General features: G+C 57.4%; 16 protein-coding genes. 7 read left to right on the top strand and 9 right to left on the bottom strand.

Features of this window, described 5'->3' with window-relative positions; all coding sequences use genetic code 11:
- From LN415_02350 to LN415_02335, 4 genes are all read right to left on the bottom strand, one after another.
- Positions 1–1404: CoB--CoM heterodisulfide reductase iron-sulfur subunit A family protein (locus LN415_02350; protein ID MCJ2555935.1), on the bottom strand; the 1404-nt coding region annotated here is incomplete at its 3' end.
- A 359-nt stretch (positions 1405–1763) separates the two neighbouring features.
- Complete coding sequence (gene nadA, locus LN415_02345; protein ID MCJ2555934.1) at positions 1764–2828, bottom strand: quinolinate synthase NadA; 1065 nt, start codon at positions 2826–2828, stop codon at positions 1764–1766.
- Entirely contained in the window at positions 2825–3670 is an 846-nt protein-coding gene (locus LN415_02340; GenBank protein ID MCJ2555933.1) for a hypothetical protein, read from the bottom strand. Before LN415_02340 ends, nadA begins: the two co-directional genes overlap by 4 nt.
- A complete protein-coding gene (locus LN415_02335) occupies positions 3671–4678 on the bottom strand; it encodes a radical SAM protein (protein MCJ2555932.1) in 1008 nt (335 codons plus the stop codon).
- A gap of 250 nt (positions 4679–4928) precedes the next feature.
- Here LN415_02335 and LN415_02330 point away from each other — a divergent pair, with 250 nt between their 5' ends.
- From LN415_02330 to LN415_02315, 4 genes are all read left to right on the top strand, one after another.
- Positions 4929–5975: a hypothetical protein gene (locus LN415_02330; GenBank protein MCJ2555931.1), complete on the top strand. Its 1047-nt coding sequence runs from the start codon at positions 4929–4931 to the stop codon at positions 5973–5975.
- Positions 5976–6069: 94 nt separating this feature from the next.
- Positions 6070–7125, top strand: a complete 1056-nt coding sequence (locus tag LN415_02325) for an MSMEG_0568 family radical SAM protein (GenBank protein ID MCJ2555930.1) — start codon at positions 6070–6072, stop codon at positions 7123–7125.
- A 4-nt stretch (positions 7126–7129) separates the two neighbouring features.
- Complete coding sequence (locus LN415_02320; GenBank protein ID MCJ2555929.1) at positions 7130–8113, top strand: AIR synthase related protein; 984 nt, start codon at positions 7130–7132, stop codon at positions 8111–8113.
- 7 nt (positions 8114–8120) lie between these two features.
- Positions 8121–8579 carry a GNAT family N-acetyltransferase gene (locus tag LN415_02315; GenBank protein MCJ2555928.1) on the top strand — a complete coding sequence of 153 codons (459 nt, stop codon included), beginning with the start codon at positions 8121–8123 and terminating at the stop codon, positions 8577–8579.
- Here the strand turns inward: LN415_02315 and LN415_02310 are convergent.
- Entirely contained in the window at positions 8576–8767 is a 192-nt protein-coding gene (locus tag LN415_02310) for a hypothetical protein (GenBank protein MCJ2555927.1), read from the bottom strand. The two genes, LN415_02315 and LN415_02310, sit on opposite strands and share 4 nt — an antisense overlap.
- Positions 8768–8874: 107 nt before the next feature.
- Between LN415_02310 and LN415_02305 the strand changes: the two genes are divergently transcribed.
- Entirely contained in the window at positions 8875–9213 is a 339-nt protein-coding gene (locus LN415_02305; protein ID MCJ2555926.1) for a carboxymuconolactone decarboxylase family protein, read from the top strand.
- Between the two features lies 1 nt (position 9214).
- On the opposite strand, the gene LN415_02300 is transcribed toward LN415_02305, so the two are convergent.
- The 4 genes from LN415_02300 to LN415_02285 form a co-directional block, all read right to left on the bottom strand.
- Positions 9215–9646, bottom strand: coding sequence for an OsmC family protein (locus LN415_02300; protein ID MCJ2555925.1), 432 nt, complete (start codon positions 9644–9646; stop codon positions 9215–9217).
- Complete coding sequence (locus tag LN415_02295; GenBank protein ID MCJ2555924.1) at positions 9643–10767, bottom strand: MSMEG_0565 family glycosyltransferase; 1125 nt, start codon at positions 10765–10767, stop codon at positions 9643–9645. The genes LN415_02300 and LN415_02295 overlap by 4 nt, the downstream gene beginning before the upstream one ends.
- A gap of 62 nt (positions 10768–10829) precedes the next feature.
- A complete protein-coding gene (locus LN415_02290) occupies positions 10830–12005 on the bottom strand; it encodes a (Fe-S)-binding protein (protein MCJ2555923.1) in 1176 nt (391 codons plus the stop codon).
- Position 12006: 1 nt separating this feature from the next.
- The gene (locus LN415_02285; GenBank protein ID MCJ2555922.1) at positions 12007–14817 is read right to left on the bottom strand and encodes an FAD-binding oxidoreductase; all 2811 of its coding nucleotides are present in this window, start codon (positions 14815–14817) and stop codon (positions 12007–12009) included.
- A 239-nt stretch (positions 14818–15056) separates the two neighbouring features.
- On the opposite strand from LN415_02285, the gene hypB reads away from it, so the two are divergent.
- Together hypB and hypF are read left to right on the top strand one after the other, a co-directional pair.
- On the top strand, positions 15057–15716 hold the full coding sequence (gene hypB / locus LN415_02280) for a hydrogenase nickel incorporation protein HypB (protein ID MCJ2555921.1): 660 nt from the start codon (positions 15057–15059) through the stop codon (positions 15714–15716).
- 10 nt (positions 15717–15726) lie between these two features.
- Complete coding sequence (gene hypF, locus LN415_02275) at positions 15727–17946, top strand: carbamoyltransferase HypF (GenBank protein ID MCJ2555920.1); 2220 nt, start codon at positions 15727–15729, stop codon at positions 17944–17946.
- Positions 17947–18030: the final 84 nt, after the last annotated feature.

Genomic DNA, 18030 nt, shown 5'->3' with positions numbered 1-18030 from the left:
GGGGACATCGACGACACTGCCGATGTTGATGCCGCAGTGGCAGATGAAGACGCCAACGCGGGACTCCTTTCCGGAGACATCGATCTCGTCCGGAAGATCCTTGCTCCCACGATCCACCTCCTCCTCGCCCCCCTGAGAGGACAAATCCGCTGCAGCGGAGGCCTGACAGACACTGTCAGGGATGTCTTTGGGACCTTCAAGAACGCCGGCAACGTAAACGCCGGGCCGGGATGATTGAACGGGCTCGAATCCTTGAGTCAGGCAAAATCCATACTTGTCGAGGTCGAGCCCCAAGACCTCGCTCAACCTGGAGAAATCACGATGTGGCTGGAGGCCCACTGCAAGGACGACCAAGTCAAAGACCTTCTCCCTGATCTCACCCTCTTCGACGTATCTGACTATGATGTCGTTTCCTTCTAGCGGCTCCTCGAGCGAGGCGATTCTGTTATTCCTGGTTATCTGGATTCCGTACTCTTCCTCCGCCCTGATGCGATAGTCCTCGAACTCCCTGCCGTACGCGCGCAGGTCCATCGCGAAGATGTGTGCATTGATTCTTTCAGAGTGCTCCTTCGCAACGATAGCTTCCTTGAGCGCATACATGCAGCACACGGAGGAACAGTACTCTCCTCCGTAGACCGTGGACCGGGAGCCGACGCACTGTATGAAAGCGATGTTCTCAGGCTCCTTCCCGTCGGAGGGCCTGACTATCTCTCCCTGCGTTGGACCTGATGCGCTGAGAAGCCTCTCGAACTCGAGGCTCGTGATGACGTTCGGAAGCACGCCGTAGCCGTACTCGTGTATCTCGGAGGGATCGAAGACATCCGCTCCGGATGCTATGATGACGGAGGCGACTTCTATCCTCACTTCCTCCTCGCTCTGATCGAAGTCGATGGCCTTGGCCTCGCAGAACTTCTCGCAGGCCCTGCACTTGCCCGTTTTGAAGTATATGCAGTTGTCCTTGTCTATGACGTAAGTGGAAGGCACGGACTGAGGATACGCTCGGTAGATGGCCTTTCTCTCGGAAGTGGAAGCATCGTACTCGCTCGGAAGCTTGACGGGACACTTCTCCGCACAGATTCCGCAGGCGACGCACTTCTCCTCGTTCACGTATCTGGGCTTCTTGCGTATCGTCGCCGTGAAGTTGCCCTTCTCTCCCTCCAGTGCGATCAGGTCCGCGTTGGTGACAAGCTCTATGTTCGGATGCCTCCCCGCCTCAACGAGCTTGGGAGACAGTATGCACATGGAGCAGTCGTTCGTGGGGAACGTCTTGTCCAGCTGGGCCATACGGCCCCCGATGAAGGGAGAGCTTTCGAGAATCGTCACATCGGCGCCCGATTCCGCAAGGTCGAGGGCGGATTGGATTCCTGCGATTCCTCCTCCCAGCACCAACACTCGGTCGCTCATGTTTTTCCGATCCTCACGCCTATTGGCGACGTAGCCAAATGGCGGTTCTAGTCTTCAATCTTTCCTATCGCTAGATGCATATTTATGCCTTCCGTGATAGAAACAACAGGTAACGCAGATGGAACACCGCAAAACGCCATGCGACAGGGGTATCTCGTCACACAATGCACGGAAAGCGGTGATTTCATGATATTCGCGGGCAAAGGTATATAAGGAAACGTAGAGTATTGATGGATGAACATGAACCCTGCAGCAGACGGACACACATCCTCCGGGGACGGCAATTCCGTGACGAGGGAAGTCAAGGAATGTCTCGAATGCGACGTTTGCGGTGCTAAGTGTCCCATGGAAGAATGATATCAGAGGAGTAGCTCCAGGGCCTGCTTTGCTTTTTCACTGATCCCCTGTTTCACAGTGATTCTCACCGCTGGTATCCGCGAGGAGCCTTTCATCACTCCCTTCACGACATCTGGCCGCAGGATCTCTACATCGAAATAGGGCATGTCCGACGTGACGTAGCGAGCCTCTGCGACGGGGCCACCGCCTTCTAGCAACTCTCTCGCGATCGAGACCTTTTCAGGAGTGGTGAATGACATGTTCGGGCATTTGATTCCGAGAGAATAGATATCCTTAGTCGATTCGCGTCTGAGTCTGTCCACAACGCCCTCGACCGTGCCCACGAGCCAGTGGTTGATGTCAGACTCCATGGGCCTGTGAACCAACCCCCCCGTCCCGCCGAAGTAGGCGTCGTTCTCGAACCCGAACTCCCGAAGCTCTTTCGTCACCTCAGCGTGCATTTCCAACCCGAGGTCGTCACCGAATCTCGATTTCAGAGATTGATACGTCTCAATGAAGAGTGCCTCATCGATCTTCACGTGACTGGGACATTGGACGCCAAGCGCGGGCACCGAAATCACCTTGAACTCTGGGAACTCAGGTCTCACGACATCTGCGATCCACTCGTTCATGTTATGATCTCCGATGAAGGCCACGCTGCCCTTGCCTCCGCGGTCCTCGGCGATTCTCCTGATGACGTCGAGACCCACGGTCCCGTTGTAGACGCCATCCGTCTTCGCCTTTATGCTCGAAGGTGTGTTGATGTACGATAGGATCATATCGGGTTCGTGCTTTCTCGCTTCTTGGAGATGTCTTGCTGTGACGATCTCGGTTCCCGTCTGCTTCTTGATCATCGGACATCTCGGTCTGTCGATCTCTCCATCCCTGACCTGTATCTCGGGGAGGAATATCTCGATGTCACCGTCCACCATGTTGTACATGTCCTCCGCCATGTACATGACGCCGCAGAAGAGCACCTGCTTCCCCTTGAACTCTCGCGCTCTCCTTACTATGCTTGTCGTTCCGAAGATGTGATCTGAGACTTCCTGGGTGGGACCGTCCTGGTAGTTGTGCGAGATGACAATCATCCGGTCTCGCTCCCACTGAGCAGGTGTTCCACTGCCTGAGCGACATCCTCGGTCTTAGCACCCCATGGGACAATCGCCACATTGCCGTCGATCTTGAAGCCCGATTGGAGCTCGCAACACTTCACTATCGTCGGTACATCGGTTCGATTGACTAATCTCCACGGGCACATCTGAATGAATGGCAGATCCCTGCCATAGAGCTCCCTAGCGACCTTCTTGGAGAACTCGCACCCGATGAGAGTCGCGTCGCGCACGGCAGGACCCTTCGCCAGATAGAGAACCGTCTTCTCCGTCGCCAACTCTCCTTCGCAAGGAAGAAGGATTTCCTCAGTCTTCACATCCTCTGCCAGGACGTTTATGTCCACAAGATCTTCCTCGACGTCCACCGCCACACTGATGGCCTGCGAGTCGGCGGCATCCCTGACGAGGCTGACCAGTTTCGAGGCCGGCGGGACCACATCGAATACCCGTATCCTCATGGCCTCGGGATCCTTGACGAAGCTCACGTGGTCGAACCTTCCCTTCACGACTACTGTCTTGCCGGGATGCTGAAGGGCGACACGGACAAGCTGTGTCGGGCTCAGGACATCTATCTCCGCGTCTTCCACCCACACGGTCTCATTTGGAAGGGATATGATATCGATGCTGTCAACATCATTCATGACACTGGATGCCGCCGATTTGACTCCAAGGACGCAGTGCTCGTCTCCACTCCTGAGGACGAGGTACTTCGTTCTGAAGTAGATCCTCTCCCCTTTCCAGGCCTTCACGATGCTCTCCGGGTTGAGCGGGAAGTCAACGTCCTTGATGCCAACCTCTCTGCAGTGCTCTGGTCTCAACATTCACTCCACCAACGGACAAAGGGGATCGGTCGCATCGAGCCTTCCCGTGTTCTCGTACGCGGACGCCCTGCAACCGCCACGGCAAAGGCTCAGGAACTCGCACTCCATGCACCTGTCCTCCAGTCTCTCGAGGTTCCTCATTCTCTGAAGGAACTCGTTGTTCTCCCATATCTCAGAGAACTTCATCTCCCTTACATTCCCCAGGTCGGAGGAGAAGTAACCACACGGTCTGACCCCTCCGTCTGGCGTAATCGCTGCCAGGGTCTTTCCGCACACACAGGGCATGCCGTCGAACTCCCTTTCGGAATGATACTTCCTGCTGCTGTCGAAGACGAAGATGAAATGGGGAACTATGAACGTGATCTGGATCGGGTACCTTTCCTTCACCTTTGCGAGACGACCGAAGGAATTCTCGAAGTCTGTCCTTTTGGGGATGAACTCCTTGTGCTCCTTTCCTCTTCCGACGGGGACGAACGGTCTAATCCTGAAGGCAGATATACCCAGCGGATAGACGATGTCCAGGAGGTCGAGGATCTCCTCTGAGTTCCTTCTCGTGACCGTGACTCTGACCGTTGTCCTCAGCCCCGCGTCTCTGGCGATTTCGAGAGCCCCAATCGCTTTGTCGAAGGACCCCTCGGTTCCGCGAAACGCATCATGGGTCTCTCTCAGACCGTCGAAGCTCACCTGAACCTCGTAGGTGTCGCTCTCCTTCAGACGGGATGCGATTTCTTCCGTCATGCGGAGGCCGTTCGTGAAGACCCTGTAGCGGATTCTCTGCTCGCCCAGGAAGGAAGCCAGGTCAAGCGTGAACTCCTCTCGACATAGTGGCTCGCCGCCCGTGAGTGTGATCATTCTCATCCCACTCTCCTTCAGGTCGAGAACCATTGCCTTCGCTTCCTCGAGCGTCAACTCGTCGGGCAGCGGTTTATCGGCTTTCGCAAAACAGTGGGGGCAATGGAGATCGCAGGCATGTGTAACCTGATATCTCACGTCCCGTATTGGCCACATCTCCACTGCAATTAAATCAGTCTGTCTATATAATGGTTGCTTGGCAATGTTCTGGGGGTGCACAACACAGGCGGACGCGACTGTTCCGAGGGTAGCATGCTTCCGCCACGCGGACCACGGCGCGCTTCCTGAGATATCTGCACGAGTTGCACGATCCACGAAGGACATTGAGTGCAGTATTGGGGGAAGTCCTAACAAATTCATAGACTTCAAATATGTCGGGACCTTTGAACTGTTCGTGAAGAAGGGTTTGACGACAAACGAGAGAAAGGTCCTCTACGGGCTTGTGAGGCATCCGACCATGAACGACCGTGAGCTCTCCGAGGAGATGGAGGTCAAGCATTCAACCATCACCGCCATTAGAAGACGATTGCACGAATCTGGCTACTTCAAGACTGTCAGGATCCCTGCAGCCAACAAACTCGGGTTCGAACTGACCGTCGTCGGGTACGGGAAGTTCAGTCCTTCCGCGGACGACGCCTTGAGGAACCGCTTCGTGGATGCGTTGAGGAGAGAGAACAAGGGCCTGTATTACCTTGTGACGTCACCAGGTTTCTTCTTTCATGTCTCAGCCGTGAGGAACTACACGTCCTACAGAAGGTGGGCGGAAGCGATTGAGATCGAGTTCGCGGAAACGGACCTGTTTCGTGGAGCTGAAGGGACATCGGTGGTCTTCCCGTTTGAAACCAGCAAGCACATTAGGCATTTCGACTACTCCTGGATTCTTCGCGGGCTTTTTGACATTAAGGACAAAGCGATCGTTGAAGCCCCCTTCCAGAGGGTCGACATCAGGAGACTCACGAAGAAAGAGAGGACGGTTCTCAGAGGCCTCGTTGAGCGTCCGGAGGAGACGGATGTTGCCCTGTCTGAGAAGATCGATGCGTCGAGACAGGTCATATCGACCATGAGGAAGAAGTTCGAGAGGACCGGTCTGACGCGAACCGCCAGGATCGTGGACCTTCGGAAGCTAGGATACGAGATACTCGCATTCGGCCACATCAAGTACAGCCTAAAGGCACCTCTCAGGCTGAGGACCGAGGTGGTTCAGAGAAGTGCCGAGCAGGTTCCCCAATTCCTCAACTTCTCAGCCAACGTCGAGACCATCGGTTGCGGAGCCTTCAGGAACTACGACGAGCACTTCAAGGCAAAGAAGGGTCTCCTGTCATTCTATACAGAGAAGGGATTCCTCGATGCTGAACCCAGGTCCGAACTGATCGCACTCAGTGAGGCCAATATCCCCGTAAACTGCGACTTCTCCAGCCTCATCAAGGAGGCCGTGGAGAGTGTGCGGAAGTGAGCGCGGGCACTGTCCTTCGGACTCCCGGGTCCACCGAATAAAACGTTTATAGCTCGTGTTCCTTCTCTTAAGGGAACATCCTGGAGAAATGGAGATGGAAGCCACCCTCAAGAACAGACTTCTCTGTCTCGGAATGAAGGCCCCTGACGAGCTGAAGGAGGGAAGGAAGTGGGGCGCGGGACCTGCTGGTGGGAGGTACCTCCTTGTGCACGATTCGGTCACGAACGTCCCCATATTCGGGTTTGCGGAGGACTCTCCGATCCATCTGCTCGAACGTGACGACAAACACTACGTCAGCGACGGAGGCAAGGAGACGAAGGTGGACCTTCTGGACAACCCCAGATTCTATGATGCGCCGACATCTGATGGTGTAAGAATGCGGATGATCGCATTGGCTCACGGGAACAGATGTCTTGGCTCGACTGTCTATCAGAGATGCGTGAGGTGGGAGATGGGCGACCAGTGCAAGTTCTGCGGAATCGAGCTCTCGCTGAAACACGGGATGACAATGGAAGTGAAGAAGCCACATCATCTTGCCGAGGTTGCCGAAGCGGCGGAGGGCGAAGGCTTCGACCACATCACGCTCACAACGGGCACAGCCAATCTGAGGGACAAAGGCTCGAGGATGCTCTCGAGCGTAACTAGAGCTGTGAAGGATAACGCGAGGATGGGCGTCCACGTGCAGATCGAGCCGGTTTCCAAGGAAGAGATCGAATCGATGCATTCTGCGGGAGCGGACAGCATTGGCATCCATATCGAATCCCTCGATAGAAAGACCCTCGAAAGAGTGTGTCCAGGCAAGGCGGGCGACTACGATGTCTACTTCGAGGCGTGGGAGAACGCCCTCGACGTCTTCGGTCCCAATCAGGTGAGCTCCTACGTCATCCTGGGGCTTGGAGAGGACCGGATCGAGACCTTGGCGGGGATCGACAAGATGTGTGAGGCGGGTGTCATCCCCTTCGTCGTCCCGCTCAGACCGTTGGACGAAACACCGCTTCGGGATTCCATCCCGCCAAGACCGGAGGTCATGGAGGAGTTCTACTCCTACGCATGTGATAGCATGAAAGAGCACGGAATCAATCCGGCGAAGAACTTGGCGGGGTGCGTGCGCTGCGGGGGATGCTCAGCCCTGATGGACTACTACAGATGATAGCATGTTGAAGGACATCGTCGACCTCGTGAGGAACTACGAAGGGCTCACGAGGAAGAGACCGATTTCCCCGATAATCGAGGAGCTCGGCCCCGTCGAGAATATGGGACAGACCATTCACGGTTTCGGGGAGGACTGCGCCGTCATCGACCATGAGGGGCATTACCTTCTTCTCGCAGCCGAGAGCATATGGTCCAGACTCCTCGAGGACCCCGAGTGGGCGGGCTATTGCTCCGTCCTCGCGAACGTCAATGACGTGTACGCGATGGGAGGGAGGCCCTTGGCGATCGTGAACACGCTCACCTTCCGAGACGAACAAGAAGGAAGGCTCTTGGCCAAGGGCATGAAAGCAGGTTCGTTGAAGTTCAGAGTCCCAATCGTCGGGGGACACGTGCAGCCTGCGTCCGACTCGCCTGCCATCTCGCTGTTCATTCTCGGGGCCGCTCAGAACCCACTGTCCAGCTTCGGCTGCAAGGCCGGTGACGACATCGTTGTCGCAACAGACCTCGTTGGAAGGATGAAATCCCGATTCCTGAATTTCGATTCCACGAGCGGGAAGTCCTCGGAGGATGTTCTGCTCAGGCTGGGAGCCCTCGTCGAGATCGCGGACAAGGGGTCTGCGTCCGCAGCGAAGGACATATCCAATCCAGGCGTTCTGGGTACTATCGCAATGTTGCTCGAGACCTCCGGTGTGGGAGCGGACGTGGACGTGGGTGCGATTCCCAAGCCCGAAAGCGTTGATATGTCGTCCTGGGTCCTCACGTATCCTGGATGCGGGTTCATCTTGACCTGTGATAGGACCAGGACCGATGAGACACTGGACATACTGCGGGAGAGGGAACTGGGCACCGCTGTCGTGGGCCGCGCGACTGGAGAGAGGAAGATGCGGGTCTCCCTCGGGGACGAGTCACGCGTGTTGTTCGACCTTGAGAATGAGATAATCACCGGCGCGACCCCTGCTCAACCTTCGGGTGCGGGAGATGAATGAGGAGTGGGTGGTAGAAGAGTTTGGCCCTACGGACGCAAAGGACATAGAAGACCTCTTCCGAGCAGTCTGGCCTCAGGCGAAGGAGTATCCTGAGGAATGGCGGCGGAGAAGGATGCTCTCCGCAGAGGAGATCGTCGGGGAGATGAAGAGCGGCCACCGCTATTTCGGGATAGCGCTCGATGAGAGGATCGTCGGCGTCTACAAAGCGAGAATCCGCGGGGACACGTGTTTCGGAGAGCACCAGTCTATCCATCCGAGCTGCAGGGCGGCGGGTCTGGCAGAGGCCATGTACGATCAGTTCTTGGAATTGGCCAAGAGAACGAACTGCAGGAAGAACGTGGTCAACATCCTCATCGGTCACGGCATTGGTGAGCTGTGCGTGAGGAGATACTCATTCCGGAAAGTGGGAGAGCCCTTCGAGCAAGCCAAGGGTATGCTGGTCCAGAGATACGAAAGGGAGATCTAGACCTCCAGATAAAGGCCCACCACCCCGCCGATGTGGAGATCCGAAGCCGTGTACTCTGACACCCTGACATTGACCTTCTCTCCCCTCATGTCTCTCAGCGTCACCCAACGGTCATCATCCTTCTCCGTCAGGTCGACGACTTCGAACGAGTTGATGAACCTCATCGTCATGAACACCCTCGTCGCCATAATCCCTTCTGAGCATATTTCCTTTTCCGAAGTCCCGGCGGGCGCGCTTTCACGTCCTCCGAGGGCTTAAGTAGCACGTGCGGGATGCCGAGGACGGAGGAAATTTGATGAAACCTGTAGCCAAGGCAATCGAGGACAGGAACGAATGCCAGGAGAAGATTCGGAAGGAGATGCCCGACCTCTATGAGGGTTTCCGTTCGCTCTTGCAGTCGACCTACAAGGACGGACATCTGCCGCGAAAGACAAAGGAGATAGTCGCGGTGGCTTGCTCCGTCGCCGTCCGGTCGGAGTCGTGCGTGCTAGCGCACGTCAAGAAGGCGATTGATGCGGGAGCCTCGAAGGACGAGATTCTAGAGGCGGGCGCGATTGGCGTCGAGATGGGCGGGGGACCCTCTCTCGTGTTCGCCAAAGACGCAATTGATGTGGCAGAGGCCCTCCTGAAGTAGGTTATTCGATCTCGCCGACGCGGATCGTGGACTCCATGCTCACTTCGAAACTCACTGAGTTCGAGATGAAGCATCTCTTCTCTGCCAAGGAGACGGCTTTCTCTGCGCGTTTGACATCCCTCTCAGACGCCACCAGCACCCGCAGGCGAACCGTGCACCCGACGAACCGTATCGTGTCGTTTGTCTCATCCAGATGGCCCTCCGCCTCCGACTCGAAGGACCGGACCTCGATCCTCATCTTCTGGGCGAACGTGAGAAAGGTCACGTGGAGGCAGGCGTTCAAGGAGGCGATCAAGAGTTCCTCGGGGACGACGAAGCCATCCATCCCGCCGAAGTCCACTGGAGAGGAGAAATCGACCTTCTCACCGTTCTCGAACGTCAGTTCTCCCTGCTTCTCACCGATCCATCTGGCGCTTGACCGGAATGTCTTCATGTCGACCCCGCCAAGGCTGTCTTATACAATTGCAGCGTCTTTCTTGCCGCGTTGTCCCACGTATACTTCTTCGCGGACCGCCTGCCTTGGCGGCCCATCTTCTTCCTCAGTGCAGGGTTGTCAATCAGCTTGGCAATCGCCTCGGAAAGCCCCAGGACGTCGCCGAGGTCCACCAGATATCCTGTCTTTCCGTCCTCTACGAGTTCAGGAATGCCTCCCACCCTCGTTGCGACCACGGGCTTCATCATGGCCATCGCCTCCATCAGAGCCAGCCCCCACCCCTCCATTCGCGAGGGGAGCACGAGGAGATCGCAGAGCGCGTACAGGCTGGGCAGTTGCTCATCGCTCACCTGTTCCAGAAAGCGAACATTCCTGCCTATTCCAAGTCTCTTCGCGAGGATGGAGAAGAGCCTTCTCTCGTCGAATTCCTGTGCCGATGTCATCCCGCTCCTCCCCAGCACCGTCAGCCTCGTATCTGGATGTTGAGGCAGCAGGTTCTCCACCGCTAGGAAGAGATGCTCCAGGCCCTTTCTGGCCTCGAGCCCGCCGACAAAGAGGATGTCCACACCAGCCCGCTCAGGTTTCGGGTATCGTTCAGGATCGAACCTCTTCACATCCACGCCGTTATGGACGACGTGGGAGTCCACGCCGTACTCCTTCTTCAGCTTCTTCTTCCAGTATTCCGAGACCGTAACCTTCACATCGCACAGATTTATGGAATCCTCCTGGAACTTCGTTAGTACTGGGCCGCGAAACTCGTCAACGTGATGCACCGTCCGAATGGTCGGGGCGCTGACTTTCTTCTTCAGCAGGTTGAGTGCGTTCCCTCCGATGCAGTCCTGAGTGTGATATATGTCGAAATCGAGCGGGAGGTTCTCATCGTACGTGGAGATCATCCTCTTGACATCCTCGTTGAGGTTGCCGCGAGCGCGGTAGGGGAATACGTCGAACGGAACGGAGACCTCCCTGAAGAACCCGTGCGCGTATGATTCCTCCCGCCATTTCCTCAACGAGAACAGATGAACGTCCACCCCGAGGTCCGTGAGGGCCTCGGAGAGGTGGAGGGCGTGGACCACTCCCCCACGGGGCTTGGTGCTGTGCGTGAGCATGGCGACTTTCATCTCAGACTCCCTGAAGGTTCAATCGCGGTGGATATAAAACGATATTGGCTGGGGCGAGTGCGTCAGAGGCACTGGTGGGCTATCTGGACGACGTCCATGGTCTTCATGTCGATGCCGGCCTTCTTCGCTCCCGCGTTGAGGTTGACGACGCAGAAGGGACACGGGGTCGCTATGAGCTCAGCGCCCGTCTCGACAGCCTCCAAGACCCTCTCCGCGGCGATGCTCTCCGCATGCTCGTTGAAGGCGATCTTGAAGCCGCCGCCCGCACCGCAGCATCTCGAGTTCTCCCTATTCCTTCTCATCTCCAGGAGCTCCAGTCCCGGTATCGCCTTGAGGACCTCCCTCGGTGCGTCGAAGACTTTCGCGTGCCTGCCGAGATGGCATGGATCATGGTAGGCGACCTTCTTGGGGAACTCCTTCGTGAACTCGAGCTTCTTAGCTTTGATAGAATCCGCCAGGAACTCGGTGATGTGCTTCACCTCGAAGTTCAGCTTGCCGTGATAGAGAGGGTAATTCTCCTTGATCGTCTTGAAGCAGCCAGCGCACGCAGTGACGAGCGTGGTCGCGCCTCTCCGCTCGACCTCTCGGACGTTGTGGTTGACATACTCGGCCTTTATCCCGTCCCCCTGTCCCGTTCGAAGCAAGGGGGAGCCGCAGCACCACTCATCGGTCCCAAGAACGTCGAACCTGACCCCGGTGGCCTCGATGAGCCTCGCCGTCGCCTCGGCAAGGAACTGCATCCTGTAGGCCTCCGTGCAACCCACGAAGTAGAGGACCTCTGGGTTGTCGCTGGTCTTCAGGTCCTCCGGGACCCAGGCGGTCCTGTTCTTGAGCTTGTCCTTCTCCAGGTCGTTGGGATCCAGAAAGGGGTTCCTTTTCTCGGGATTGTATATCCTCTTGGCCAATTCCTTATGGCCTGGAAGGCCCTCGAATCCTGCCCGGACGAACTCCTCCTTCACCTGCTCCCATACGTCGGAGAGCTTGATGTCGACATGGCAGACCTCGTCGCACGCCCCGCATGATGTGCAGTGGAAGAGCGCCTCGAAGAACTGCGGATCCATCTCCTTGGGGTTCTTGTCGAGTATGCTTCGCTCCTGAAGCTGCTTCAGGTAGAACATCTTCCCCCTTGGGCTGTCCGACTCCCATCCGAACATGTCGTACGCTGGACACGTCCCCTTGCAGTAGCCGCATTGCAGACATGCATAGATATCGAGCTCTATCTCGCCGATGTCCACCATGCTATCGTACTCCAGAGGGTAGCCCGCCTATTTTTGTCTTTGGAAACGCCTTCTTCACCATCGCCAGCATGTCGAGGCCCACGGCCATCAGCGGACCGGGGATACCTACCCCGTAGCGCATCCTCATCTCGAAGAACTTCCCCGGATTGACAATATCGTCGGGGTCGAGCGTCAGCTTCACGCTCGTCATTATGTCCCCGCCCAGTTTGCCGTGCAGATTGTCCAGGTTCCACGAGAACCAGAGGCCGAGACCGGAACCGCGCCCGCCAAGCTCCACAGCCCTGTCGAGGATGTGCTTGACGAACCCCATCGACGCCAACGAGGCGATGGCATACCGCTCGTCCGCGACGTAGAAGGGCATGAACGCAACGCAGTTCCTGTCGATGAGAACCCCCTTCAGGGTGGAGAGCATTTTGAGCTCCTTAGCTATCTTGGCGGCGGATTTCATCATCTCCGAGAACGCGGTCACGGGAAGGACAACCTCGCCCAGAGCCCCGCCCGGCCCGAGCCTCCTGATCCTCATCTCGTACGTGCGCTCCTCCCATTCGTGCACCGCCAAATCCTCGGACTCTTTCTTTCCTCCCCCCTTCTCGACGATTCCATCGATCATCGCCTCCTCCGCCTCATTCGACTTCGCTGAGCCCGCCAGTGTGACGCTCAGAAGAGAACCGACCTCCGGGGCTTCCCTGCCGAGCAGGCGGACGAAATCGAAGTAGTTGCCGTCGGAGAAGGACACGTTGTACGGGAGGGATTGCGAGTGGCCGATCTCCCTCAGCGGTTTCCCCATCGCCGGGAGCTTGTCGAACGAATACGCAAGGGGTCGGATCTCCTCGGGCATCGGCCGCAGTCTGACGGCAGCCTTCGTGACTATGCCGAGTCCTCCTTCTGACCCCGATATGAGGGCGTTCAGGTCGGGTCCTTTGCCAGAGGCGCCGTCCACGTCGGTGTTCAGGATTCTACCGTCACCGAGGACCGCCTGCATGTGCTCAATAAGCTGGACCGACGTTCCAGCCCCGTAGGCCCCGATTCCCGCGCCTCCGGTGTTCATCCAGCCTCCGACCGTTGCGATCCTTGCGCTGCCGGGATAAGTGGGCAGGAACAGCCCCTTGAGCTCGGCGGCCTCGGAGATATCGAGCCAGGTGACGGCAGACTCGCAGATGGCGATGCGGCTGTCCTCATCGATCTCGAGTATCTTGTTCATGCGGGACATGTCGAGCACGATGCCCCCCTGGTTGGGAACCGCCCCGCCGAAGCCCCAGCTCGCCCCTCCTCGCGGTATGATCGGAATCTTGTGCTCCCTGGCGAACTCGACCAGCTTCTGCACGTCCTCCACGTTCCTCGGCCTCACGACCGCATCGGGAAGGACCTCGAACGGGATGCCTACGAGCTTCGGAAGAGGCGCCAGATCGTGTGAGTAGAGCAAGCGCCTGAACATGTCTAGGGCGACGTTGTCCTCGCCAATGAGTTCAACGAGTTTCCTGCTCAGCCCATTGTCCAGCTTCCCCCTCTTCCTCGGGAGGACCCTCATTATCCCCCTGGAGGATTCCCCAATCCTCGATGACGAGGCCCGCGCGCAAGCTCCAACGGCATGTTGGCTCGAGACCTTTCCAACGATGTGTTTCGATGTCACGATGCGGGGATCGAAGGCGCTCTTGAGCGCGCAGAAGGCCGACGCGCCGCCCTCCTGCATGTCCTGAGTCCAGAGGTCCACGTCGCGGATGAATCCGCCCGTCGTGAACACGGACTCCTGGAACTTCCTCTTGGCTGAGTCGATGTCCTCGTGCCCGAGTCTCGCTCTGGCGGGAACGACCAGCGCCCGGACTGCGCAGAGACCCGATGTCAAGATTGTGAAGTCGAGCTCCATTCTGGCGAGTGGTTCTTTCATGGTCTCAAGCAGATCAGGGATTCCCTTCTGCGGCAGGACCATCTCGTCCGCGAACTCGAACTTCCCCCTCTTCGAGAGGAACCTGAACGAGTTCGGTTTCTCCGATTCCAGCTTCGTCGCGCTGTGGCCCTCTCCGATCTCATCGATCCTTTCCTCAATCTCGTCGTTGGCCTCTCCCGCGCGGAGGATTGCGATTCGCACTATAGGCTTGGGTCCGGAGTCAACTCCCGCTGAAATCGTGATGTCGTGAACGTCGTAGATCCCCGAGACTTTGCCGAGGAAGGCGGACAGCTGGTCGACGGACAGGGAGTATTTCAGAAGCCTCACCTCGGGAGGCATCGGTCGAATGAAGAAATGGACCCAGGCGGGTATCCCAAAGATCCCGCAGGAACCGACCGTCAGGCGGTTGAGGTCGTAGCCTGTACCGAAGTTGGAGATTGCCTCGTACCCCGTTTCTAGCGCCTTGCCGTCTCCGAGGACGAGGTCGACGGAGCGTATCTCGTTCGACACGTCGCCGTTCGCTATCGTTCCGAAGCTTGCCCTTCTCCAGAGCAGCCACTCCCCCACGGACATCTCGTTCGAGGCGGGGAGCGCTGCGAGCGTCATGCCTTGCTTCTCGAGTTCGTCGATGAGCTCGGCGACCGCGGTACCAGGCCCGCAGCTGACGAAGAGGTCGTTCGGATCGACCCTCACGGACCTGTTAAGCTGGTCCATGTCGAGAAGCACATCTCCATTCCCAGAACCGGATGCCCAGAAGTCCTTGCTCCTCTTCACGACGAGGTTCGCTTTCTTGCTCGAGCAGAACCCTACGAGCTTGACAAGCTCCTGCGTCGTCGTTATCTTCGCCACCGGTTTTCCAGTTGTCGGGTCCTCCGCGACCCTGCCGGCCCCGATGGCCGCTGCCAGTTCTTGCCTGCTAACGCTCATCCTCATTCCCCGCTAGAATCAGAATGTGCAAAGCGAGATGATCTCCCTTTCTGAACGAATCGATAACGCCCTTCCTCCCCATCTCGAAGCACCTGCGCTCAATAACCCATTTCCGTATTTATAGGTGAGCGGAAGTCGTGCGTGACAGACGCAAGGTATGACGAAACGCGTATGCCCGGGTTCGATATCCATCGTGGCAAAAGAGCTATATACCATTCAGGATAATTCTCCACAAGCCAATGCACAAACTAGTGGAGGTCAGGTCAGGGGTCGACCTTCTCCAAGCGAACAGGGAAATCGCACAGAAGAACAGGGCTTTTCTCCGCGAAAAAGGGATAGTGTCCATCGACATAATGGGTTCGATAGGGGCGGGAAAGACGCTCTTGGCGGAGAAGATGATCGATATTCTCCAGGGCAGGGGCATCTCCGCCGCGGTGATCGCGGGCGATGTTGCCGGGAACGCCGACTATCAGCGGTTCAAGAAGCACGGCGTACCGGTGGAGAACGTCAATACGGGCAAGGAGTGCCACCTCGACGCGCATCTGGTCGACCACGCGCTCGAGCACATGGACCTGGATGGCATTAGTGTTCTTTTCGTAGAGAACGTCGGGAACCTCGTGTGCCCGGCGGACTTCGCATTGGGAACGGACAAGAGGATGGTCGTCGTCTCTGTGACCGAGGGCGACGACATGATCATGAAGCATCCTCTTATCTTCGGGCTCTCGGACGTCATCGCCATCAACAAGACGGACCTCGCAGAGGCGATGGAGGTCGATCCAAAGACCCTCGGGAAGGACGCGAGGGAACTGGGCTCGAAGGCTACGGTCGTCTACACGGACGCAAAGCACGGGGAGGGTATCGAGGATCTGATGCGCGCACTGGGATTGCCAATGGACTGAGGCTCACTGAATGAAGCTCTATCTCTATGGTGTGGTTCAAGGCGTGGGCTTTCGGCCCACCGTCTACCGGGTCGCTACGTCGCTCGGCTTGAAGGGATACGTGAGGAACAACGGCTCGAACGTCGAGGTCTGCCTGGACCGGGGCGAGGACGAGTTCCTGAACACGCTGAAGGCAGAGCTACCGCCCTTGGCGAGGATAGACAACATCGAGAAGGATTCCGGGTCGTGTGAGGATGTCTTCGAGACATTCGAGATCGTGAACAGCGTCGCGGGCTCGAAGGAGGCGTCCATACCGCCCGACATCGCACTGTGCGACGACTGCATAGGCGAGATATTCAGCACGAAGGACCGGAGGTTCGGTTTCCCGTTCACGAACTGCACGAACTGCGGTGCGCGGTTCTCAGTGATAAGGGACTTCCCGTACGACAGGAAGAACACATCGATGTCCCTTTTCGAGCTCTGTCCGACGTGCAAAAAGGAGTATGCGGATCCGCTCAACAGGCGGTTCCATGCGCAGACCATATCCTGCCCGCACGACGGACCAAGGTACCTTCTCTACAACGACCAGTGCGTGCAGCTCCCCGCCAACGACTCCGTAAGGAGGTTCTCCGAGATGATCGACAAGGGCAAGCTCGGAATCGTGAAGAGCTGGGGAGGCACGCATATGGTCTGCACGCTGGAGCAGACAAAGAGGCTCCGAAGCTGGTACAATCGTCCGTACAAACCCTTCGCAGTTATGGTGCGCGATGTCGAGACCGCGGAGAAGTATGCTCACATCTCGGAAGAGGCGAAGAGGCTTATGACCTCCCCCGAAACACCGATTGTCCTCGTTCCCAAGAGATATGGGGAGCACGACGAGCTGCTCGAGGATGTGGCCCCTGGTCTTGATAGCATCGGCCTGTACATCCCCTATACGGGAGTGCAGCATCTCATCTTCCGAGACATCGACCACGACGCCCTGATTATGACGTCCGCGAACCCGCCCGGCGAGCCGATGGCGCTCACCCATGACGAGGCATTCAGGCTCGGTGTGGAAATCTATCTGCTGCACAACCGCGAGATCATCAACCGCGTTGACGACTCGGTCGTAATCCCTTTCAACGGGAGCAGGTTCTTCGTCAGGAAGTCGAGGGGTTTCGTCCCGAAGCCTATTCCGATACTGCACAAGAAGAAGGTCCTCGGCGTCGGTGCCGAGAGGAACGTCACGTCATCCATATCCAGGAACGGCGAGCTGTTGGTGAGCCAGTACATAGGGAATACGACACACTACGGCGTCTTCGACTTCCAGATGGATGCTACGAGGAAGCTCATGGACTTGGCGGGGATTGATGGCCTCGATGCCGTGGGAATCGACCTTCATCCGATGTACACGACGAGAAGGGTCGGCAAGGAGTTCGCGAAGGAGTTCATGGCCGAGGTCGTGGAGATCCAACACCATTGGGCTCACGCGGCCTCTTTGATGGCGGAGCACGGTCTGGACGAGCTGGTCACGCTGACGTTCGACGGCGCCGGCTACGGAGAGGACGGCAAGATCTGGGGCGGTGAGGCGCTCTCCGCGAGGCTCGACGGCTACGAGAGGTTCGCGCACCTGCAGTACATCCCGCTGATAGGGGGAGACAGGGCGGTTTTCGAACCGGACAGGCTCGTGTTCGGCATATTCGAGAGCCTTCGCCAGCCGAAGGACATCTTCGATGCGGAGAAGAGCAGGGTCTTGAGGAAGGCCATGGAGAAAGCACCCAAGACAAGCAGCTTCGGGCGGGTCTTGGACGCACTTGCTGCGTATCTCGGCGTCTGCAACAAAACCACCTACGATGGCGAGCCCGCTATGAAGCTCGAACGGCTTCTTGCTAGAGGGAGGAACAGGTTCGACTTCGAGACCGAGGCGAGGGGCACGAATGGTCTGGAGATTCAGACACTCCCGCTCTTCGCGCAGCTGGATTCGATCATGAGCAAGGAGGAGGCGACGCCACAGCTCAAGGCGGACGTTGCACATTCATTCATTCACTGTCTGATGAAGGAGTTTGTCGAGCTCTCGGCAGCAAAGGCGGACGAGATCGGCTCAAAGAGGATCGGTCTCTCAGGTGGGGTGACGTACAATCTCTCGATCGTGATGATGGTGACGGAACTCGCGAAGGAGAGAGGTCTGGAGGTCGTCCTTCACAACAGGATACCGAACGGGGATGGCGGGATCTCGACTGGGCAGAACGTAATCGTGGGCGTCAGGGAGTAGCGCTGTCACGACTTCTGTGTACATCGCTCAACTCCATCATTGCTCCTCGTCAGCTTTATAACCGCAACCTCCATTCTATCCATC

The organism is Candidatus Thermoplasmatota archaeon, assembly GCA_022848865.1.
In the GTDB taxonomy this organism is placed as follows: Archaea; Thermoplasmatota; Thermoplasmata; order RBG-16-68-12; family JAGMCJ01; genus JAGMCJ01.
The sequence above is the reverse complement of the archived record's forward strand: the minus strand, read 5'-3'. Positions and strand labels throughout refer to the sequence as shown.